This window comes from Terrabacter ginsenosidimutans (assembly GCF_039539425.1).
Lineage (GTDB): Bacteria > Actinomycetota > Actinomycetes > Actinomycetales > Dermatophilaceae > Terrabacter > Terrabacter ginsenosidimutans.
In genome coordinates this window covers 82,927-102,019 of sequence record NZ_BAABDC010000003.1, presented here as the reverse complement: position 1 = coordinate 102,019, position 19,093 = coordinate 82,927, and the positions used below count along the sequence as shown (strand labels likewise).

At 72.0% G+C, this 19,093-nt stretch carries 23 protein-coding genes and 2 riboswitches; of the genes, 14 read left to right on the top strand and 9 right to left on the bottom strand.

What is annotated here, in order from left to right; translation table 11 throughout:
* Window positions 1-9: 9 nt before the first annotated feature.
* Window positions 10-444 carry an ATP-binding protein gene (locus tag ABD831_RS10780; RefSeq protein ID WP_142179460.1) on the bottom strand — a complete coding sequence of 145 codons (435 nt, stop codon included), beginning with the start codon at window positions 442-444 and terminating at the stop codon, window positions 10-12.
* Between the two features lie 389 nt (window positions 445-833).
* Between ABD831_RS10780 and ABD831_RS10775 the strand changes: the two genes are divergently transcribed.
* Window positions 834-1,547, top strand: a complete 714-nt coding sequence (locus tag ABD831_RS10775; RefSeq protein ID WP_142179461.1) for a helix-turn-helix transcriptional regulator — start codon at window positions 834-836, stop codon at window positions 1,545-1,547.
* A gap of 66 nt (window positions 1,548-1,613) precedes the next feature.
* Here ABD831_RS10775 and ABD831_RS10770 read toward each other — a convergent pair whose 3' ends face one another.
* A complete protein-coding gene (locus ABD831_RS10770; RefSeq protein ID WP_344945709.1) occupies window positions 1,614-2,120 on the bottom strand; it encodes a nitroreductase family deazaflavin-dependent oxidoreductase in 507 nt (168 codons plus the stop codon).
* A gap of 56 nt (window positions 2,121-2,176) precedes the next feature.
* On the opposite strand from ABD831_RS10770, the gene ABD831_RS10765 reads away from it, so the two are divergent.
* From ABD831_RS10765 to ABD831_RS10755, 3 genes are read left to right on the top strand one after another with little or no spacing between them, the layout of a single operon-like run.
* A complete protein-coding gene (locus ABD831_RS10765) occupies window positions 2,177-3,709 on the top strand; it encodes a cobyric acid synthase (RefSeq protein WP_344945703.1) in 1,533 nt (510 codons plus the stop codon).
* Window positions 3,706-5,082 carry a precorrin-6A synthase (deacetylating) gene (cobF, locus tag ABD831_RS10760; RefSeq protein WP_344945700.1) on the top strand — a complete coding sequence of 459 codons (1,377 nt, stop codon included), beginning with the start codon at window positions 3,706-3,708 and terminating at the stop codon, window positions 5,080-5,082. The genes ABD831_RS10765 and cobF overlap by 4 nt, the downstream gene beginning before the upstream one ends.
* Window positions 5,083-5,108: 26 nt before the next feature.
* Window positions 5,109-5,720, top strand: a complete 612-nt coding sequence (locus ABD831_RS10755) for a hypothetical protein (RefSeq protein ID WP_344945697.1) — start codon at window positions 5,109-5,111, stop codon at window positions 5,718-5,720.
* Window positions 5,721-5,741: 21 nt separating this feature from the next.
* Here the strand turns inward: ABD831_RS10755 and ABD831_RS10750 are convergent, their stop codons facing one another.
* Window positions 5,742-6,317, bottom strand: a complete 576-nt coding sequence (locus ABD831_RS10750) for a dienelactone hydrolase family protein (RefSeq protein WP_344945694.1) — start codon at window positions 6,315-6,317, stop codon at window positions 5,742-5,744.
* A gap of 61 nt (window positions 6,318-6,378) precedes the next feature.
* Here ABD831_RS10750 and ABD831_RS10745 point away from each other — a divergent pair, with 61 nt between their 5' ends.
* Together ABD831_RS10745 and ABD831_RS10740 are read left to right on the top strand one after the other, a co-directional pair.
* On the top strand, window positions 6,379-6,972 hold the full coding sequence (locus ABD831_RS10745; protein WP_344945691.1) for a helix-turn-helix domain-containing protein: 594 nt from the start codon (window positions 6,379-6,381) through the stop codon (window positions 6,970-6,972).
* A 69-nt stretch (window positions 6,973-7,041) separates the two neighbouring features.
* The gene (locus tag ABD831_RS10740; RefSeq protein ID WP_344945688.1) at window positions 7,042-7,524 is read left to right on the top strand and encodes a DUF2510 domain-containing protein; all 483 of its coding nucleotides are present in this window, start codon (window positions 7,042-7,044) and stop codon (window positions 7,522-7,524) included.
* 18 nt (window positions 7,525-7,542) lie between these two features.
* On the opposite strand, the gene ABD831_RS10735 is transcribed toward ABD831_RS10740, so the two are convergent.
* Together ABD831_RS10735 and cobN are read right to left on the bottom strand one after the other, a co-directional pair.
* Complete coding sequence (locus ABD831_RS10735) at window positions 7,543-7,983, bottom strand: hypothetical protein (RefSeq protein ID WP_344945685.1); 441 nt, start codon at window positions 7,981-7,983, stop codon at window positions 7,543-7,545.
* A gap of 96 nt (window positions 7,984-8,079) precedes the next feature.
* Window positions 8,080-11,760: a cobaltochelatase subunit CobN gene (gene cobN, locus ABD831_RS10730; RefSeq protein ID WP_344945682.1), complete on the bottom strand. Its 3,681-nt coding sequence runs from the start codon at window positions 11,758-11,760 to the stop codon at window positions 8,080-8,082.
* A 39-nt stretch (window positions 11,761-11,799) separates the two neighbouring features.
* Window positions 11,800-11,944: riboswitch (cobalamin riboswitch) on the bottom strand.
* Window positions 11,945-11,964: 20 nt separating this feature from the next.
* Between cobN and ABD831_RS10725 the strand changes: the two genes are divergently transcribed.
* The 4 genes from ABD831_RS10725 (at window position 11,965) to ABD831_RS10710 (ending at window position 15,502) form a co-directional block, all read left to right on the top strand.
* Window positions 11,965-12,138 carry a hypothetical protein gene (locus ABD831_RS10725; RefSeq protein ID WP_344945679.1) on the top strand — a complete coding sequence of 58 codons (174 nt, stop codon included), beginning with the start codon at window positions 11,965-11,967 and terminating at the stop codon, window positions 12,136-12,138.
* A 393-nt stretch (window positions 12,139-12,531) separates the two neighbouring features.
* Entirely contained in the window at window positions 12,532-13,317 is a 786-nt protein-coding gene (locus ABD831_RS10720) for a precorrin-3B synthase (RefSeq protein ID WP_344945677.1), read from the top strand.
* Window positions 13,308-13,976 (top strand): precorrin-8X methylmutase, encoded by a 669-nt coding sequence (locus ABD831_RS10715; protein ID WP_344945674.1) that lies wholly within the window; start codon window positions 13,308-13,310, stop codon window positions 13,974-13,976. Before ABD831_RS10720 ends, ABD831_RS10715 begins: the two co-directional genes overlap by 10 nt.
* Window positions 13,973-15,502, top strand: coding sequence for a precorrin-2 C(20)-methyltransferase (locus ABD831_RS10710; protein WP_344945671.1), 1,530 nt, complete (start codon window positions 13,973-13,975; stop codon window positions 15,500-15,502). Before ABD831_RS10715 ends, ABD831_RS10710 begins: the two co-directional genes overlap by 4 nt.
* Window positions 15,503-15,564: 62 nt before the next feature.
* Here ABD831_RS10710 and ABD831_RS10705 read toward each other — a convergent pair whose 3' ends face one another.
* A complete protein-coding gene (locus tag ABD831_RS10705) occupies window positions 15,565-15,735 on the bottom strand; it encodes a hypothetical protein (protein ID WP_344945668.1) in 171 nt (56 codons plus the stop codon).
* Here ABD831_RS10705 and ABD831_RS10700 point away from each other — a divergent pair.
* From ABD831_RS10700 to ABD831_RS10685, 4 genes are all read left to right on the top strand, one after another.
* Window positions 15,734-15,889, top strand: a complete 156-nt coding sequence (locus tag ABD831_RS10700) for a hypothetical protein (RefSeq protein ID WP_344945665.1) — start codon at window positions 15,734-15,736, stop codon at window positions 15,887-15,889. The genes ABD831_RS10705 and ABD831_RS10700 overlap by 2 nt on opposite strands.
* A 210-nt stretch (window positions 15,890-16,099) precedes the next feature.
* A complete protein-coding gene (locus ABD831_RS10695) occupies window positions 16,100-16,612 on the top strand; it encodes a hypothetical protein (RefSeq protein WP_344945662.1) in 513 nt (170 codons plus the stop codon).
* 65 nt (window positions 16,613-16,677) lie between these two features.
* On the top strand, window positions 16,678-16,968 hold the full coding sequence (locus ABD831_RS10690; RefSeq protein WP_344945659.1) for a DUF1905 domain-containing protein: 291 nt from the start codon (window positions 16,678-16,680) through the stop codon (window positions 16,966-16,968).
* An 18-nt stretch (window positions 16,969-16,986) separates the two neighbouring features.
* Window positions 16,987-17,439 carry a hypothetical protein gene (locus ABD831_RS10685; RefSeq protein WP_344945656.1) on the top strand — a complete coding sequence of 151 codons (453 nt, stop codon included), beginning with the start codon at window positions 16,987-16,989 and terminating at the stop codon, window positions 17,437-17,439.
* A 23-nt stretch (window positions 17,440-17,462) separates the two neighbouring features.
* On the opposite strand, the gene ABD831_RS10680 is transcribed toward ABD831_RS10685, so the two are convergent.
* From ABD831_RS10680 to ABD831_RS10670, 3 genes are read right to left on the bottom strand one after another with little or no spacing between them, the layout of a single operon-like run.
* A complete protein-coding gene (locus ABD831_RS10680; protein ID WP_344945653.1) occupies window positions 17,463-17,861 on the bottom strand; it encodes a hypothetical protein in 399 nt (132 codons plus the stop codon).
* Complete coding sequence (locus tag ABD831_RS10675) at window positions 17,858-18,628, bottom strand: CbtA family protein (RefSeq protein WP_344945650.1); 771 nt, start codon at window positions 18,626-18,628, stop codon at window positions 17,858-17,860. The genes ABD831_RS10680 and ABD831_RS10675 overlap by 4 nt, the downstream gene beginning before the upstream one ends.
* A gap of 22 nt (window positions 18,629-18,650) precedes the next feature.
* Window positions 18,651-18,860, bottom strand: coding sequence for a CbtB domain-containing protein (locus ABD831_RS10670; RefSeq protein ID WP_344945647.1), 210 nt, complete (start codon window positions 18,858-18,860; stop codon window positions 18,651-18,653).
* A gap of 31 nt (window positions 18,861-18,891) precedes the next feature.
* Window positions 18,892-19,067, bottom strand: a riboswitch (cobalamin riboswitch).
* Window positions 19,068-19,093: the final 26 nt, after the last annotated feature.

Here is a 19,093-nt window from a genome sequence, read left to right as displayed (position 1 = left end):
CCGACCGGCTCAGTGCGAGCGGCGGCGGGACGGGCCACCGAGCGAGGCCCACACGGTGCGACCGTTGGGCTCCTCGATGACGCCCCACTCGTGCGCGAGCGACCGGACGATGCGCAGGCCGCGGCCACCGGGAGCCCACGTCGTCGGCGGGGCCGGCCGCGGGACGGTGGGTCCACCACCGTCCGACACCTCGACCTCGACGACGTCGTTCTTGACCTTCCAGTGGATGCGGATGGCACCGTCGGAGAGGGGCTTGGCATGACGGATGGCGTTGGCGACGAGCTCGCTGACGACGATCTCGGCCTCGTCGATCACCTGGGGCGACACCGAGCGGGCGACGAGGTCCTCGACGAGCTCCTTGCGGATCCGCGGTGCGGCCGAGGGCGCCCACTGGATGCGCACCGTGCGCTTCTCGCCCAGCGGTGCAGCCGGGAGGTTGCTCATGGATCTCCTTGCGATTGCGTCGGCTCGTCGGGCTCCCACACCGGCGTGGGACGTCGAGCCGCTCCCCTGTGTGCCCGCCACGTCTTGTCCTCTCACGGGCGAATCGCTTTCCCCCATCGACGAACGCTAACCAAACCTGCGCCGGACCTCAATGAGCTGTGACTTTTTACCGAGCCGCTGACCTGCTGATTCTTCACTATCCGTCTCTCTAGCGGCTCGCCTAGAGCGTCGGATACGACCCGATGGACGGGCAGACACGCGGAACCCGCGCTCCCCCCGCCCTACCCACTTCCCGACCCGCTCACTCACTCCTTGCATCACGAACAGTCGCGATATATCGTTGACCTATCGCGACTGTTCGTGAGTCGCGTTCAGAGAAGGAGAACACCATGCACGGACACCACCACCACACCCGACGTGAGTCCGGCTGGGACGGCAGCTGGGGCGGCGGCTGGGGAGGCCAGGGCGGCGGCCCCGGCTTCGGACCCGGCCGAGGCCCCTGGGGCGGCCCCGGAGGACCCGGACCCGGCGGCCGCGGCCGTCCCGGCCCGCCGCCGTGGGTCGCCGACCTCGTCCGCCACTTCGGCGGACCCGGCTTCGGCCCCGAGCCCGGCGGTCGCCGCGGGCCCCGCGCCCGACGCGGCGACGTCCGCGCCGCCATCCTCGACGTCCTCGCGGGCGACGAGATGAACGGCTACCAGCTCATCCAGCAGATCTCGGAGCGCACGGGCGGCGCCTGGAAGCCGAGCCCCGGCTCGGTCTACCCCACCGTCCAGCAGCTCGAGGACGAGGGCCTCGTCGAGGGTCGCGACGTCGAGGGCCGGCGCCTGCTGCGCCTCACCGACGCGGGTCGCGCCTACGTCGAGGAGAACGCCGAGGAGATGGCTGCCACGTGGCGGCCCTTCGAGGAGTCGACCGAGGAGGAGGCGCCCCGGCCCTCCGGCGGCGCGAACGACCTCATGCCCCTCGTCGGCCAGGTCATGGGCGGCATGTGGCAGGTCGTCACGACCGGCACCTCGCAGCAGCGCGCGGAGGCGGCGGAGATCCTCACGGAGACCCGACGCAAGCTCTACCGCCTGCTCGCCGACGGCGACCCCGAGTGACCGGAGTGACCTGACCAGGCCAGAGCCGACCTGACCGACCCGTCGGTCACTGCACCCCGAGCGCGTTCAGTCGCGCTCGGGGTGCAGCACGAAGAAGCCGAGGTCGCGCCCTCCGGCACGCTGTTCGTATGCCGTGTAGCCGCGGTAGAAGCCCAGCGCCGCCTCGCGCACGCGCTCCCGGTCGGGACCCTGGACCTGCACGGCTCGCACCCGGTGCACGATCCCGTCGACCTCGAGCGTGGCCCCGGGGTGTGCCCTGAGGTTGAAGTACCAGGCGGGCGGGCGTTCCGAGCCGTAGTGCGAGGCGATGACGCCCCACCCCTCCTCGAGCGGCGCCAGCATGAGCGGCACCGTGCGCGGCTGCCCGGAGCGGGCCCCGGTGGTCGTGAGCATCCCGACGGGCACGGCCGCGAGCCGCTGGCTCGGGAGGGCGCGGCCCGGCGCGAGGCGGTGCCCGAGCCGGTCGAGCCGGTGCAGGACGCGCTTGGAGACCCACGCCCCCGGGCGCGAGGCCACGAACCCCCGCAGGGCACGTTGGACGGGGTTCGCCTCGTCGACGCTGCGCAGTCGCATGGCTGCAGCGTAGAACCCGTCGGTCACGTGGACTCGACGTCGGGCAGGATGGCCGGGTGCTCACGCCTGCGCCCCGTCGCCCACCGGGCCCGTCCGGCATCCTCGTCGCCGGCACGTCGTCCGACGCGGGCAAGTCCGTCATCGTCGCCGGCCTGTGCCGGGCGCTCGCGCGGCGCGGGGTGAAGGTGGCCCCCTTCAAGGCCCAGAACATGTCGAACAACTCGATGGTCTGCCTCGACGGGGGTGAGATCGGCCGGGCGCAGTGGCTCCAGGCCGTCGCCGCCCGCGTCGAGCCCGCGACGGCGATGAACCCGGTGCTGCTCAAGCCCGGCACCGACCGCCGGTCGTTCGTCGTCGTGCGCGGGGAGCCTGCGGGCACCCTCGAGGCGGGGCAGTATGCCGCCGGGCGGGCCCACCTCTCGGACGCGGCGTTCGCCGCCTACCGGGAGCTCGAGGACGCGTACGAGCTCGTCGTGTGCGAGGGCGCCGGCTCCCCCGCCGAGATCAACCTGCGGTCCGGGGACTACGTCAACATGGGCCTGGCGCGTGAGTTCGGGCTGCCGGTCGTGGTGGTCGGCGACATCGACCGCGGTGGCATCCTCGCCTCGCTCTACGGCACGTGGGCGCTGCTCGGCGAGGACGACCGCTCCTTGCTGAAGTCCTTCGTCATCAACAAGTTCCGCGGCGACGTGTCGGTGCTCGAGCCGGGGCTCGAGGAGATCACGAACCGCACGGGCGTGCCCTTCCACGGCGTCATCCCGTGGCTGCTCGACGTGTGGCTCGACAGCGAGGACACGCTCGAGGTCGGCCACTGGCGTGCCTCGACGGCACTGTCCGCTACCGCGCGCGACCGGCTCAAGGTGGCTGTGGTCCGGCTGCCTCGCATCTCGAACGCGACCGACGTCGACGCCCTCGCAGCCGAGCCGGGCGTCGACGTCCTCGTGACGATCGACCCGGCGGTCGCCGAGGCCGCCGACCTGCTGGTCCTTCCCGGATCACGTTCGACTGCAAGCGATCTCGCATGGATGCGCGAGCGTGGCCTCGCTGAGGTCGTGGCCCGCCGAGTGGCCTCCGGCCGTCCGGTCCTCGGCGTGTGCGGTGGCTACCAGATGCTCGGCCACGAGATCGAGGACGACGTCGAAGGGCTCGTCGGTGTCGTGCCGGGCCTCGGCCACCTGCCGGTGCGGACCGAGTTCGGTGCGACGAAGGTGCTGGACCGTCCGGTCGGTGAGTGGTCGGGCCATCACGTGGACACGGCCTACGAGATCCACCACGGTATCGCCCGCCCGCACTCCGTCGAGCCCGGTGAGGTTGCGGATCCGACTGCGGTGCAAGGCTTCCTCGACGGCTGGAACGTCGGCTCCACCTGGGGGACGATGTGGCACGGCGCCTTCGAGAGCAACGACTTCCGACGGGCGTGGCTCGCGCAGGTCGCGGACGCGGCAGGGTCCGAGTGGCGGCCGCACCAGGGGGCACCGGGGTTCGCCGAGCGGCGCGAGCGGATGCTCGACACCCTCGCCGATGCCCTGGAGGCGCACGTGGACATCGACGCCCTCCTGTCCTTCACCAGGCTCGGAGGCACCCGATGATCGAGCGGATCCGCGTCATCGGGATCGGCATGGGCGACCCGCTGCACGTGACCGGGGAGGCCGTCCATGCCCTCTCGACGGTCGACGTGTTCCTCGTCGCCGACAAGGGCGACGTCACAGCCGACCTCGTCGCCGCACGGCAGGCCGTCTGCGACGCCCTCATCCCCGACGAGCACGCCTACCGCGTCGTCGAGGTCACCGACCCGCGACGCGGGCCGGACGCCGAACGCGACGACACGGCATACGACCGCGGGGTGCGGGACTGGCACGCCGCGCGCGTCGACGCGTATGCCGCCGTCATCGACGGGCTGGCCGACGCAGAGACGACGGTCGGCTTCCTCGTGTGGGGTGACCCGGCGTTCTACGACTCGACGATCCGGATCGTCGACGCGCTCGTCGAGCGTTACGCCGCAAGCGGGCTCACCGTCGACCACGACGTCATCGCCGGCATCAGCGCGCCGCAGCTGCTCGCCGCGCGCCACCGCATCCCGCTCAACCGCATCGGGGCACCGATCCACGTCACGACGGGACGCCGGCTCGTCGACGAGTACGACCCGTCGCTCGGCGATGTCGTCGTCATGCTCGACGGACACCTGGTGTGCGGACAGCTCGCCGACGCCTTCCCCGACGTCGAGCTCTACTGGGGCGCCTACCTGGGCACCCCCGACGAGGTGCTCGTGCACGGGCCGCTCGCCCACGTCATCGACGAGGTGCGTCACGTGCGCGCCCAGGCTCGCGAGCGGCACGGGTGGGTCATGGACACCTACCTGCTGCGGCCCCCGGCCGTGCCGCCGGAGACCCCGCCGCCGAGCGGCTTCCCGGACACCGAGGCGCTGACCGACGGCATCGTCACGGTGCGGCCCCTCGCCGCGGGCGACTGGGAGGTCGTGCGCGACGAGCACAACAACGAGGAGTCGCTGCGCTGGGACTTCGTCGGTCAGGCCTGCACCGACGACGAGGCCCGGAGGCAAGCCTCCCAGGCACGGCGCGAGTGGCGGCGCGGCCGGGCCGCACGCTTCGTCATGGTCGATGCGGTCACGGGCGAGGGCGCCGGCGTCATCAACGTGATGCGGATGGGGCCGCCCGGCATCGGGCTCGTCGGCTACGGCGTGCTGCCCGCCTTCCGCGGACGCGGCTTCACCACGCGCGCCCTGCGGCTCGTCTCGCGGTGGGCCTTCGAGGAGGCCGGCCTCGAGCGGCTCGAGCTCGGGCACAAGGTGCAGAACGTCGCCTCGGGCAAGGCGGCCGCCCGGGCGGGCTTCGAGGCCGAAGGGCGGCTGCGCCAGCGCCTGCCCAACCCCGACGGCACCCGATCCGACGAGATCTACTACTCCTTGACGCGCGAGACGTTCTCGCCGGAAGCCGACGGCTGAGCCCTTGCGGCGACTAGGGTGCCGCCGTGGACGACAGGGAGCTCGCCGGCACGCCCGGCGCCGATACGGCCGTGGTCGTCGTGCACGACGACCGCCCGCGTCGGCTGGAGCAGCCGCGCCTACGCCGCCCGGCACTCTGGTCACTCGCGATCAGCGCCCTGTCGCTGCCGGCTCTTCTGATCGGCGCCCTAGGGGGCCCGACCGCGGACTGGGCCTACCGCGTGGCGTCGGCCCTGGCAGTCGCTGGTGGGATCCTCGCGTGCGTCTGGCTCGTGCGCCTTCAGTGGCTGCTGGCGCGCAGCGGCAGGCTCACAAAGCTCGTGCCGGATTCAGGCATGTGGGTCATGTGGGCCCTCCCCTTCGTCTCGTGGGTCCTACCGGCCGTGCGGATCTCGCGGCTGGAGAAGGCGGCCTTCGGCAGTCGGTCGTGGGTCGTCCTCGCCTGGGCCGCGCTCTTCTTCACCCTGACCATGCCGCGGCTCTGGGCGCTCGACTCTGACGTCGACATCCCGACGGGACGCGCGGCGTGGCTGCTCGCGGCCATCGCTGTCGTCACGTTCGCCCTGTGGTCCGTGACGGTGCTGAGACTCACCCGAGGTGCGGAGGTCGTGTCCCACGAGACCGGCGTCGACGCGTAGGTCGTCTCCCGGCACCCGCCCCTACGAGCGGGCGAGGAAGTCGAGCACCCGCTGCTGGACGAGGGCTGCGGCGTCTGCGTCGTAGGCCGTGGTGCTGGCGTCGGCGAAGAGGTGGCCGCACCCGGCATAGGTGAAGAGCTCGCCGTCCTCGGCGGCCGCCACGATGGCGCGGGCGGCATCGACGTCACCCTCGTCCATGAAGAACTCGTCGGCCTCCCCGCCGTGGATCTGCACGGGGACGCCGGCCGGCCAGTCCGGGGCGAACTCGCCGAGCGGGATCGCCGAGTCGAGCAGCACGGCGCCGCCTGCCCCCGGACGGGTCTGGGCGAGGCGCTGGGCCGCCATCACACCGAGGGAGAATCCGGCATACACCGTGCCGTCGGGCAGCCCCTCGGCCGCGGCGACGCCCTGCTCCTGCAGGGTGCCGAAGCCGATGGAGCGCGCCTTGGCCATCCCCTCGTCGAGGGTGGCGAAGCTCTCGCCGCCGTAGAGGTCGGGCGTGTGCACGGTGTGCCCGGCGGCACGGAGGGCGTCGGCGAACGCGAGGAAGCCCGGGGTCTGGCCCTGGGCGTGGTGAAGGAGGAGGACGTCAGCCATGCTTGCTCCTGTGATCGATGGGTTCCCTGCTGTTGATCCAACAATCTAGACTGATCCAACAATGTCGATCAATAGCCAGCAGCCGCCCGACTACGAGCTCCCCGACGCGGTGGAGCTGACGACGCCTGCCCAGCTGCGGGCCATCGCCGACCCGCTCCGCTCCTCTCTGCTCGACCTCGTGCTCGAGCGGGCCGCCACCGTCTCCGAGCTCGCCGAGGCCGTCGGTCGGCCCAAGAGCACGGTCGCGCACCACGTCGGCGTGCTCGTGGACGCCGGCATGCTGCGGGTCGTGCGGACCCGTCGGGTGCGTGCCATCGACGAGCGCTACTACGGCCGCACCGGCCGCACCATCACGATCGGCGTCGCCCGCCACCCCGGCGACCCGACGGTCCCCGTCTGCGTCAACGGGCTCTCGGTCGCCGCTGCCGAGTCGGTCCCGGCCCATGAGGACGACACGCTCTACTCGACGCTGCGTCACGTCCGCATCCCCAGGGAGAGCGCGTCGGAGTTCTGGCGCCGCGTCGAGGGGCTCGTGCGCGAGTTCACCGCCCTGCCGCGCTCCGGCGACACGGTCTACGGCCTCGCGGTCGGCCTCTATCCCACCGACCAGCCCGTCCTCCCGGAGGCTCCGCAGACCGACGACGAGAAGCCCTGACAAAACGCGCAGACGCGTCGTCGTCCCGACATACGCTCGGACTATCACGAGGTTACGAGGAGCTCGAGCATGAACGAGGGACCTTCGGCTCCCCCCGGCTGGTACCCGGCCGGTGAGGGCGAGCGCTACTGGGACGGCCGCGCCTGGACACCCCACACCCGCCCGCCCATGGCCCCGCCGGTGGCTGCGACGGACGCCCACGGGCTGCCCCACAGCACCGCGAACGCGCCAGGGGGACGCGTCGCCTGGCCGCCGCCGACGCGGTCTCCGGGCCCTCCCGGCATGGTCGTCGCACCGGTCTACTACGCCCAGGTCGCCCCGAAGAGCCCGGCCCTCTCCGTGCTGGCGTCCTTCTTCCTGCCGGGACTCGGCAGCATGATCAACGGCGACGTGGCCAAGGGCATCGGGATCCTCATCGGCTACTTCGTCAGCTGGATCCTCGTGATCGTCCTCGTCGGGATCGTCGGCGTCTTCGGCTTCTGGGTATGGGGCATGGTCGACGCCGCCGAAGGTGCGAGACGCTGGAACGCCCGTCACGGGATCATCAGCTAGCACCCGAGACAGCGCTTGTCAGAACGGGTCGATGCCGCCGTTGAGGCAGGGGGTGTAGAGGAACGTCCCACCGAAGGCGGTGTAGCAGCGGCTCGTCCGGTCGCCAGACACCGGCGCTGTCGGCACCGGCAACGGGAACTGCACCACGCGCGGTGAGACGGGAAGCTCGACGACCTCGCCGTTCGGCCGCAGCAGGTCGAAGGTCACCGATCGCCCCTGCTGGATGTTGGCAATCGCGTTGCGGCACGGGACCGAGGCCGGCATGGCGATGGCCTCGAGGAAGTCGCCTGCCGCGCGGGTCCGTGCGTACTCCTGGAGCCCGCTGGCCAGGGTCGACATGGCCAGCTCGCAGCCCTTCTCCCGCCCCTTGTCGCCGGCACCGGAGGAGTCGTCCCCACCACTGGCGTCGTCACCACAGCCGGCCAGACCGGCCATCATGACGACGGCCGCAGCAACCACGAGACCCTGCCGCGTCCGACCTCCCGACCCACCGACCATGCCCCACGGTAGGGCGCCCGACACTCCTGCGTCCCGGCAATGACGGGTGCAGTCGGGTCAGTCCTCGAGGTCTCCCTCGACGTCGAGGTAGACCTGCTGGAGGTCCGCCATGAGCTGCGGGTCCGGCTGCTCCCACAGGCCCCGGTCGGCGGCCTCGTGGAGACGCTCGACCATGCCGTGCAGCGCCCACGGGTTCGCGTGCTGGAGGAAGTCGCGGTTCTCCTTGTCGAGCACGTACGTCTGCGCGAGCTGCTCGTACATCCAGTCGGTCACGACGCCGGCCGTCGCGTCGAAGCCGAAGAGGTAGTCGACGGTGGCGGCGAGCTCGAAGGCACCCTTGTAGCCGTGCTTGCGCATCGCGGCGATCCAGCGCGGGTTGACGACACGCGCGCGGAAGACGCGCGCGGTCTCCTCCGTGAGGCTGCGGGTACGCACCGAGTCGGGCGTCGTCGAGTCACCGACGTACGCCTTGGGCTCGCGCCCGGTGAGCGCGCGGACCGTCGCGACCATGCCGCCGTGGTACTGGAAGTAGTCGTCGCTGTCGGCGATGTCGTGCTCGCGCGTGTCGATGTTCTTCGCGGCGACGTCCATCCGCGCGTACGCGCGTTCCATCTCGGCCCGAGCAGGTATGCCGTCCAGCTCGCGCCCGTACGCGAAGCCGCCCCACGTCGCGTAGACCTCCGCGAGGTCGGCGTCCGAGCGCCAGGTGCCGGACTCGATGAGCGGGAGGATGCCGGCGCCGTAGGAGCCGGGCTTGCTGCCGAAGATCCGGGTCGTCGCACGCCTCGTGTCGCCGTGCTCCGCGAGGTCGCCGGAGACGTGGGCGCGCAGGTAGTTGTCGTCCGGGCCCTCGTCGAGGTCCGCGACCAGGCGGACGGCGTCGTCGAGCATCGCGATGACGTGGGGGAAGGCGTCGCGGAAGAACCCGGAGATGCGCACCGTGACGTCGACGCGGGGGTGGCCGAGCTCGGTGAGCGGGATGACGTCGAGGCCGACGACGCGACGCGACATCTCGTCCCAGCGCGGGCGCACCCCGAGGAGCGCGAGCACCTCGGCGATGTCGTCGCCCGACGTGCGCATCGCCGACGTCCCCCACACCGACAGCCCGACCGACCGCGGCCACTCGCCGGTGTCGGCACGGTGCCGCGCGAGCAGGTCGTCGGCGAGCCGTTGCCCGGTCTCCCACGCGAGCCGTGACGGGATCGCCTTGGGGTCGACGGAGTAGAAGTTGCGGCCCGTCGGCAGCACGTTGACCAGACCTCGCAGGGGTGACCCCGACGGGCCTGCCGGCACGTAACCACCGTCGAGGGCATGGAGCACCGCGTCGATCTCGCCCGTCGTGGCGCGCAGGCGCGGGACGACCTCTCGGCACGCGAAGGCCAGCGAGCGGCATACGCCCTCGGTGTCGACGAGCGTGTCGACAGCGGCGCCCGGACCCAGCCGGTCGCGCACGATGCCGGGCACGGCGGCCTCGTCCCAGCCGGCCTCGGCCAGGGCAGCGACGAGCGCGCTCGCCTGCTCCTCGACAGCATCGACGGATGCGCGCTCGGAGAGTCCCTCACGGAGGCCGAGCGCCGTCCGCAGGCCCGGCACGGCGCCGACGGCACCGGCGAAGACCTGGTTGGCCCGCAGGATCGCGAGCACGAGGCCCACGAGGCCCTCCCCCGTGGGGGCCTCGCCAAGGACGTGGAGGCCGTCGCGGATCTGGACGTCCTTGACCTCGCAGAGCCAGCCGTCGACGTGCATGACGAACTCGTCGAAGACGTCGTCGTCGGGGCGCTCGTCGAGCCCGAGGTCGTGGTGCAGCTGCGCGGACTGGATGAGCGTCCAGATCTCGGCGCGCAGGGCCGGCGCCTTGGCCGGGTCCATGACGGAGACGTTGCCGTACTCGTCGAGCAGCTGCTCGAGGCGGGCGATGTCGCCGTAGGACTCGGCGCGCGCCATCGGCGGCACGAGGTGGTCGACGATCGTCGCGTGGGCGCGGCGCTTGGCCTGGCTGCCCTCGCCGGGGTCGTTGACGAGGAACGGGTAGACGAGCGGGATCGAGCCGATCGTCGCGTCGGGGCCGCACGCCGCAGAGAGCGCGAGATTCTTGCCGGGCAGCCACTCGAGGTTGCCGTGCTTGCCCATGTGGACGACGGCGTGGGCGCCGAACTCCGTTGCGAGCCAGTCGTAGACGGCGAGGTAGTGGTGCGTCGGGGGAAGGTCGGGGTCGTGGTAGATCGCGATGGGGTTCTCGCCGAAGCCGCGTGGCGGCTGGACGAGGACGACCACGTTGCCGGCGCGCAGGCTCGCTGCGACGAGCTCGCCGTCGGGGTCGGTGTGCCGGTCGACGAAGACCTCGCCGGGCGCCTCACCCCAGTGCTTCGTGACGGCCGTGCGCAGCTCGTCGGGCAGCGCGTCGAAGTGCTCGCGGTAGCGGGCGGCGGGGATGCGCACCGGCTGGCCGGTCAGCTGCTCCTGCGTGAGCCAGTCCTCGTCCTGGCCGCCGGCTTCGATGAGGGCGTGGATGAGGGCGTTGCCGGCGGTGGTGTCGGCGCTCTCGCCGTCGACGGGGTCGAGCGGCCCGGTGCCCGGGATGTCGCCGGGGGCGCCGAGGTCGTAGCCGGCGTCGCGCAACGCGCGGAGGAGCCGGACGATCGAGACCGGGGTGTCGAGGCCCACGGCGTTGCCGATGCGCGAGTGCTTCGACGGGTACGCCGACAGGACGACGGCGATGCGGCGCTCGGCCGGCGGGGTGTGGCGCAGGCGGGCGTGGTTGACCGCGAGCGTGGCGAGGCGGGCGCAGCGCTCGGTGTCGGGCACGTAGTGCGGCAGGCCGTCGGCGTCGGTCTCCTTGAAGGAGAACACTCCCCCGATGATCCGGCCGTCGAACTCGGGCACCGCGACCTGCGTCGCGACGTCGAGCGGACTCATGCCGTCGCCGCTGGCGGCCCACTGGTCGCGGCTCCAGGTCAGGCAGAGCCCCTGGATGATCGGCACGTCGAGGGCAGCGAGGGCCTGCACGTCCCAGGACTCGTCGTCCTCGCCGGCGCTCGAGGTGGCGGGCTTCGTGCCGCCCGCCGCGAGGACGGTGGTGACGAGGACGTCGTATGCCGTGAGGTGCTCGAGGAGGTCAGCCGGGGCGTCCCGCAGCGACGACACGTGCACCGGCACGCCGATGCCACCGGCTGCATCGACGGCGTCTGCGAGCGCATGGACGTAGGCGGTGTTCTCGGCGGCGAACTGGGCGCGGTAGAAGAGGATCCCGACGCGCGGGCGGGGAGTGTCGCCCGCGGCGTCGGAAATCTGGGTGGCCGCGGGCTCGGGGCGGTCGAGCACGCCCCAGGCCGGCAGCGGGGCCGGCGGCTCGAAGCCCTCGCCGGTCATGAGGAGGGTGTCGCCGAGGAACGCGTGCAGCTCGCGGAGGTTGGCGGCGCCGCCCTCGGCGAGGTAGCGGTGGGCCTCGGCGACGACGCCGGGCGCGACGGTCGAGAGGTCCATGAGCGAGGCGTTCGGGGTCTGCTCGCCGCCGAGCACGACCATCGGCTTCCCCGCGCCCCGGATGCGGCGGAAGCCGTCGCACAGGTCCTGGGGTCCGCCGAGGATGCGCGCCACGACGATGTCGGCGGCCTCGACCGCCTCGGCCATCGAGGTGTGGCCGGGTCGCGACGGGTTGGCGAGCACGTAGTCGGCGCCGCTCCCGCGGGCACACAGCAGGTCGGTGTCAGACGTCGAGAGCAGCGCGATGCGCGTCACTGGAACTCCTCGGCGGGGTGTCCACGCCCCGCGGTCGAAAGGAAATGAAGCGCTGCCGGCAGTTCCTGACTCACCGCCGCCCTCTCGGGTGACGACTCACAGTGGCGGGACCGTCCCGGATTCTCACCGGGTTCCTGGTCGACGACGCTGGGCCCACCCTAGCCCGTGCTCGCACCGCGGTCGCGGCGGCGCCCGCTCGGTAGCGTGAGCGGGTGCGCCTGCGTTGCCGGTGACGCAGCCGTCAGCGGCGAGGACGGGGTGCCCGTCGAGCTCACGGTCGGACGCGCAGCCGTGTGGGAGCCGGGCGAGAGCCACGAGACCAGGAGTGTGGCCGGGATGACCGCTCTCGTCGTCGAAGGCGACATCGCCCTGGCCTGAGACGGCCGTCTTGACCTCGTCGCGCTCGGGCCTAGCATGTGCCGCGTGACCGCCCCGACGAGCCGCCCGCATCAGGCCGCCGATGCCTGCCCGGGTGTCGCGCGACCCTTCTCGGCGGCCGACGGCGCCATCGTGAGGCTCCGTCCGGCGGGCCGCCCGGTGCCCGTGCAAGCGCTGTCACTCTTGATCGATATCGTTGCGGGACAAGATGATCCGATTGTCCAGCTCACCTCCAGGGCCGCCCTTCAGGTGCGTGGCCTTCCTGATCCGCTGACCGCCGACGTCCACGCCGCGCTCACCGCGACCGGCCTCGTTCCGTCGTCCTCCCACGAGCTGGTGCGCAACGTCGTAGCCTCCCCTCTCTCCGGCCTCGACGCCGGCGGGAGGTGTGATGTGCGTCCCCTCGTAGCCCGTTTCGACGACGCCGTGTGCGCCGACCCCGAGCTGTCGCACCTCGGCGGACGCTTCCTCTTCGCGATCGACGACGGCCGCGGCGACGTCATCAACGGCGCCTTCGACCTCGGCTTCCTCGCGACCGGCCCGGACCTCGGTGTCGTCCTCGCTGGCTCCTCCGGCCACGGCTGGGAGGTGTCACTCGGCACGGCCGTGCCGATGCTCCTCACGCTGGCTCGCGAGTTCGCCAGCCGGACAGGTCGAGGCGAGAGCGCATGGCACGTCGACGAGCTCGAAAATCCCCTCGGACCGGCACCCACGGCCCGCCCCGAGGTGCCGGCGCCGCCACGGACCCCGCTCGGCGCGGTCGGCCGGCACGCCGTGGTCGCCGTCCCGCTCGGACTCCTGCGTCGGGAGCACGTCGACGCCCTCGCCCAGGTCGCGGACCGCGTGCGCGTGACGCCGTGGCGGTCGCTCGTCATCGAGGACGCCGCCGCTGCACTGCCCGGGCTCGAGGCTGTCGGGCTCGTGACGCACTCCGGATCACCGTGGAACCGACTGCATGCCTGCACCGGCCTTCCCGGCTGTGACCGGTCGGCCCTCGACACCCGCGCCCTCGCTCGACAGCTGGCGCCGCTCCTTCCGGCGGGACGCCTGCCCGTCCACGTCAGCGGGTGCGCGCGTCGTTGCGGGACCCCGGCGACGGCATACGTCGACGTGCTGGCCCCGACGTCCACCGGGGAAGCCTTGTCCACCATCAGGGAGCAGGAGGCGTCATGGACGTGACCACGCTCGGGCTGCAGGCCCCGACGCGACGCTACGACTACGTCACGGACGGCGCCGAGATCTACCGCCGGTCGTTCGCGACGATCCGCGCCGAGGCCCGCCTCGACCACCTGCCGGAGGACGCCCGGGTCGTGGCTGTCCGCATGGTCCATGCGAGTGGCGACGTCGACCTCACCGCACACATCGCCGTCCACGCCCGGCTCGTCACGGCTGCGCGGACAGCCCTTCAGGCCGGCGCGCCGATCCTCACGGACGCCCACATGATCGCCTCGGGCATCACCCGGGCCCGGCTGCCGCGTGACAACGAGGTCGTGTGCACGCTTCGTGACGACCGGGTGCCCGCGCTCGCAAAGGCCTGGCGCACCACGCGATCCGCTGCCGCCGTCTCTCTCTGGGGTGACCGGGTCGACGGTGCGGTCGTCGCGATCGGCAACGCTCCCACCGCCCTCTTCCACCTGCTCGAGACCATCGCCGACGGCGGACCCCGACCAGCCGCCATTGTCGGCATCCCCGTCGGCTTCATCGGATCGGCCGAGTCGAAGGTGGCGCTCGCCGAGAACCCCTTCGACATCCCGTGGCTCGTCGTCCACGGGCGGCGCGGGGGCTCGGCCCTGGCAGCCTCGGCCGTCAACGCGCTGGCCCGCGAGGAGGAGCTGTGACCGGCTGGCTGCGCGGCGTGGGCGTCGGCCCGGGCGACCCGGAGCTCGTCACCGTCAAGGCCGCGCGGCTCATCGGCGAGGCCGACGTCGTCGCCTTCCACAGCGGGCCGCGCGGTGACTCGATCGCGCGGCGCATCGCCGAGTCCTACTTCCGCGCCAGCGTCGTCGAGGAGCTGCTCGTCTACCCCGTCACGACCGGCGCCACCGACCACCCGCTCGGCTATCACGGGCTCATGGCTGACTTCTACGACGATTCCGCGGATCGGATTGCGGCACATCTGGACTCGGGCCGCAACGTCGTGGTGCTGGCCGAGGGCGACCCGCTCTTCTACGGCACGTACATGTACCTCCACGATCGTCTCGCCGCCCGCTACGACACCGCCGTGGTCCCGGGCGTCACCTCGGTCAGCGGGTCCGCGGCCGCCGTCGCCACCGGTCTCTGCCGCCACGAGGACGTGCTGACGATCCTGCCCGGCACCCTCGCGGTGCCCGAGCTGGCCCGGCGTCTCGCGGACACCGAGGCCGCGATCGTCATGAAGCTCGGCCGCACCTTCGAGAACGTCCGGGAGGCGCTGCGCCAGGCTGGACGTCTCGACGAGGCACGCTACGTCGAGCGGGCCAGCTCCGCTGCCGAACGGGTGCTTCCGGTCGCCGACGTCGACGCCTCGACGGTGCCCTACATGTCGATGGTCGTCGTCCCGGGCAAGGACCTGCGCGCCGACGCCGCCGGCCGCGCCCGACCCTCGACTCCCGCGGAACCGTCTGTCGCACCGCGGGACCCGTCGCACATGACGTCCGGTGAGGTCGTCGTCATCGGCCTCGGTCCAGGCCCTGACCGTTGGCTGACCCCTGAGGCGACAGCAGCGCTGGCCGAGGTGTCACACGTGGTCGGCTACGCCCCCTACGTCAACCGGGTGCCGCAGCGGGAGGGCCTGACCCGCCACGCCTCCGGCAACACCGTCGAGGTCGACCGGGCCCGGGACGCGCTCGAGCTGGCCCGGAAGGGCGAGCGAGTCGCCGTCGTCTCCGGTGGGGACGCCGGTGTCTTCGGCATGGCGTCCGCCGTCTTCGAGGCCGCCGACACGCACGGCTACGCCGACGTCCCGATCCGCGTGCTGCCGGGCATCACCGCCGCGCAGGCCGTGGCGGCACGCGCGGGTGCGCCGCTGGGGGGCGACTTCGCGGTCATGTCCCTCTCCGACCGGCTCAAGCCCTGGGCCGTCATCGAGAAGCGTCTGCGGGCCGCAGCCGCGGCCGACCTCGTCGTCGCGCTCTACAACCCGGCCTCACGCTCGCGCACCGAGCCGATCGCCCGCGCCCGTAAGGTCTTCCTCGAGGACCGGGACGCCGCGACCATCGTCGTCGTCGGACGTGACGTGGGCCGAGCCGAGGAGTCGCTCACGGTGACCACGCTGGCCGACCTCGACCCGGCGACGATCGACATGAAGTGCCTCGTCATGGTCTGCGCCTCGGGCACTCGCCTGACCGACTCAGGGCTGGTCTGGACACCGCGCTTCGTCCCGTGACGTCCGACCTCCACCCCGAACGACCCCGATCCGGCAGTCGAGCCGTTGGCGGCCAGCATCGGTCAGGCACCGCCCAGCCCCTCGCCGATCACGAAGAACGCGAAGAACAGCGTGGCGGTCACGGTGAGGGTCGTGGCGACCATGTTCATCGTGGAGCGTTGCCTGCCGGCCCAGAGCGCCACCACGTTGACGATGGCCGCGACCGTCACCAGGACGAGTCCGATGACGGGCATGACCACCGTGTCGGTCACGGGGACGACGTCGTGGAACAGCGTGCTGACCAGGGGCAGCACGATCCATGACCCCAGACCGACGGCCGCCGCGACCAAGGCGACCCAACCGCTGCGTGCCGAGGGCCACGTCTGGGACCTCGGGCGGGTCGATTGAGAGCCGGGTGTGGGCTTCACTGCGTGTGCCATGGTCTGTGACCTCCCTACCCTGCACCTCCATTCTCCGGCGAACGGCGCTCAGGGCGCCGCGGCCGTGAGGCTTCTCATGCCGCGACAACGGCGCTCAGGGGGCGCCTTCCGATCACTGGGACCTTCGGCTCTGCAGCAGGGTCGAGACGGACGCGAGTCTGGAGGCATGGGCGAAGGTGTGGGCGTCACCGAGAGGCCTCATCTCGCATGGGAGCGCGTTCTGATCGTGGTCGGCGTCGCCATTGCGCTGGCCTCCGCCGTCCTGGGCTATGTGTGGTTGCAGCGGATGCCGGAACTGCAGCCAGTGGACTTCGGGCAGCACGTGCCGATCGTCGCCACTGAGACCACCTCCGTGACGGTCTTCGTCTCCACCGGGCTGTCCAGCTCTCCGTCGTGCGAGGTGACGACCGGGAACGGCGGAGCTGTCACCGTGGGCGAGGCCGAGCGCTACCACCAAGGGGGCGGTCTCGAGTCGGCCTTCGGGTTCCCGGTGATCTCAGGGACGACGTACGTGGTGACGTGCAGCAGTGCAGCCGAGGCTGGGCGCTTCGCGGTCGCGCAGGACGTCGCAGTACCGGTGAACGTCCTCATCGCAACGGGTTCGCTGGGTCTTGGGCTGTGTGGCGTGGGGCTTGTCGTCACGACAGGTCGACGCCGTGCCACGACCACTCGGTCCAGCTCGAGTCGTTGACTTCGGACGCCGAAGTAGGGGTCTCTCCGGCTCCTCACGCCAGCGCCCCCTGCCATCCTGATGCCATGGAGCTCGAGTTCAGCGGTGAGGTCTGGGAGTGGCGCGGTCCTGCGCCCTACTACTTCGTCACGGTGCCCGAGGACGAGTCACAGGCGCTGCACGACGTGGCCCACGTCAGCTACGGCTGGGGGATGATCCCGGTGACCGCCCGCATCGGCGCGACCGAGTGGACCACCTCCCTGTGGCCCAAGAACGGCGGCTACGTCGTGCCGCTCAAGGATGCCGTCCGCCGCGCCGAGGACGTGCAGGAGGGTGACACCGTCGAGGTGGGGCTGGACGTCCGCGCCGACTCGTGACGCGGCATGCTGGATGCCATGGATGACGACACCACCCACGACGACGAGACCCGCACGGGCATCGAGGCGCCGGCGGACGACGCGTTCACCGACCACTTCACGAGCCCGATCTACGACGACCCCGCCGGCGAGTTCGCGCCGTTCGGCACCGACGAGGGCGCGGACCTCCTCGCCGACTGGGCCGCACGCTCGGACGAGCTCGGTCCCACGTCGACCGTTCGCGACCTGCTCGCCGACGGCTTCGACGATCCGTCCGACGTCGACGGCATGCTCGCCGAGCTCGACGACGAGGACGGGGTCGACACCGCGACGACCGTCGTCGGCGCCGGCTTCACCCTGCTGCGCCTCACCGGGCAGATCGACGACGAGGGTCGTGCGGCCGTGCTGCGGGCCCTGGCCGCGCTCGAGTCCTTCTACGGCGAGCAGCCCGAGCTGAGCCGGATGCGCGACGACCTCGAGTCCTTCGTCTGACGGTCGACCCCTCGGACCGACCGTCAGACCGCCGTCCACGTCAGCGACAACCCGCTCGGCGCGAAGACCCGGTCCTCCAGCCCCGCGGGGACCGGCTCCGCCCCGGGACCGCCGAGCGCCACCCACCCGGTGATCGCGTCGACCGTCTCGTCGTCGAGCACGGCACGCAGCCACACGGGCCGCCCACCGGCCCGGCGACCGGCCACCGACGGTGTCACGACGACGACGTTGGACTCGTCACAGGCGAGCAGGCACGCGCTCCGCAGCACGCGCGCGTGCCCCCGGGTGCCGACCTCGAGGCGGGCAAGGAGCCCGTCGTGGTCGACCCCGGGGTGCTTGCCCTCGGTGCCGCAGCAGCAGTCACGGCAGACGCGGACGATGCAGGTGGTCTCTCCCGGGGAGGCGCCGTCGTATGCCGTCACGCCGGGACGGGCGCGCTGGCCGAGGCCCGCTCGCCCGCAGGACCCGACGCTCCGGCTCGTTCCATGAGCAGCCCGAACGTGACTCCGAGCGTCAGCCACATCGCCGCGAGCTGGGCCAGGGACGCGAGCCGGAAGTCCCAGACCAGGTCGGCCGGCACGTCGGGCGGCACCTGGTCGGGCGTTCCCGGCACGAGGACGAGCACGAGCCCGACGAGCACCACGACCGCCGCGATGTCGAGAGCCCAGCGGCTCGACGCAACGGTGCCACGACGAGCGAGCCTGCGGTCGAGCGCCGGCACGACGAGGGCCACGGCCACCCCGAGGAGGAGGACGACGGCATACAGCATCGTGCGGCGTCCGACCGTCGCCGGGTCGCCCACGGCGGGCGGGTTGGACGGGATCTTCAGCGCTGGAAGGAGACTCACGGCCGCGAAGCCGATCGTCGCCAGCACGACTGAGCGTCCGAAGTCACCGCGCCCGGGCAGCCGCTCTCGCATCCGGGCGAAGACGACGGCGAAGATGACACCGACGGCTGCCCCGACGATGACCGAGGTGACGGCGCCCCCGACGACCTGCGCCGTGCGCGACACGAGCGGCTCGTCACCGCCGTGGGCCAGCAGGCGGCCCGAAGCCGCCTGACCGCCGTGCATCGTGCGCATGTCCTCGATGACGAGGGCTCGACGGAAGACGGGCTCGACGACGAGCCAGATCACGACGGCGGCTGTGGCGCCGGCGAGCACGCCGGCAAGGACCCCGCGCCGCAGCACGGAGCCGAAGCTCAGCCCCACCTCAGTGGCAGGGCACGCCGAGAGCGTGACGCGCGTCGTGCGTCAGCTCGTGGAGCATCTGCGCAGCAGGCGTGCTGAGCAGCGCACCGTTCTCCTGCGAGACGAAGTAGAGCGCGAAGACCGCGAACGCGAGCAGCGCCCAGGCCCAGGCGGGGACGCGGACGTCGGTGGTGACGGATGGGACGGCGGAAGCCGATGCTGCAGTGGTCATGGCGAATTGACCCTTTCTTTCCATGCCTCGTGGACAGATCATCGCCGCAGCCGGTCTCCTGGCTTCCAGATCGTCACGCCTCCCCAGCCTTCCCAGCGACCTGCGGTCACCAGTGGCGAATGGTGGGGACTTGCTCCCTGGTCACAGTGGCGAGGACCACGTCGGAATCACACCGACTTCCCGTGCACTGCGGCACTCGCATCCTGACACAGGCCACGGCCCGGCGCCACGGG

Excerpts from the sequence above, each read along its gene's own strand:
- ABD831_RS10780 (WP_142179460.1), bottom strand. The coding sequence starts at position 444 with ATGAGCAACCTCCCGGCTGCACCGCTGGGCGAGAAGCGCACGGTGCGC.
- ABD831_RS10775 (WP_142179461.1), top strand. The coding sequence starts at position 834 with ATGCACGGACACCACCACCACACCCGACGTGAGTCCGGCTGGGACGGC.
- ABD831_RS10770 (WP_344945709.1), bottom strand. The coding sequence starts at position 2,120 with ATGCGACTGCGCAGCGTCGACGAGGCGAACCCCGTCCAACGTGCCCTG.
- cobF (WP_344945700.1), top strand. The coding sequence starts at position 3,706 with ATGATCGAGCGGATCCGCGTCATCGGGATCGGCATGGGCGACCCGCTG.
- ABD831_RS10750 (WP_344945694.1), bottom strand. The coding sequence starts at position 6,317 with ATGGCTGACGTCCTCCTCCTTCACCACGCCCAGGGCCAGACCCCGGGC.
- ABD831_RS10745 (WP_344945691.1), top strand. The coding sequence starts at position 6,379 with ATGTCGATCAATAGCCAGCAGCCGCCCGACTACGAGCTCCCCGACGCG.
- ABD831_RS10740 (WP_344945688.1), top strand. The coding sequence starts at position 7,042 with ATGAACGAGGGACCTTCGGCTCCCCCCGGCTGGTACCCGGCCGGTGAG.
- ABD831_RS10715 (WP_344945674.1), top strand. The coding sequence starts at position 13,308 with ATGGACGTGACCACGCTCGGGCTGCAGGCCCCGACGCGACGCTACGAC.
- ABD831_RS10700 (WP_344945665.1), top strand. The coding sequence starts at position 15,734 with ATGACCACCGTGTCGGTCACGGGGACGACGTCGTGGAACAGCGTGCTG.
- ABD831_RS10705 (WP_344945668.1), bottom strand. The coding sequence starts at position 15,735 with ATGCCCGTCATCGGACTCGTCCTGGTGACGGTCGCGGCCATCGTCAAC.
- ABD831_RS10690 (WP_344945659.1), top strand. The coding sequence starts at position 16,678 with ATGGAGCTCGAGTTCAGCGGTGAGGTCTGGGAGTGGCGCGGTCCTGCG.
- ABD831_RS10685 (WP_344945656.1), top strand. The coding sequence starts at position 16,987 with ATGGATGACGACACCACCCACGACGACGAGACCCGCACGGGCATCGAG.
- ABD831_RS10670 (WP_344945647.1), bottom strand. The coding sequence starts at position 18,860 with ATGACCACTGCAGCATCGGCTTCCGCCGTCCCATCCGTCACCACCGAC.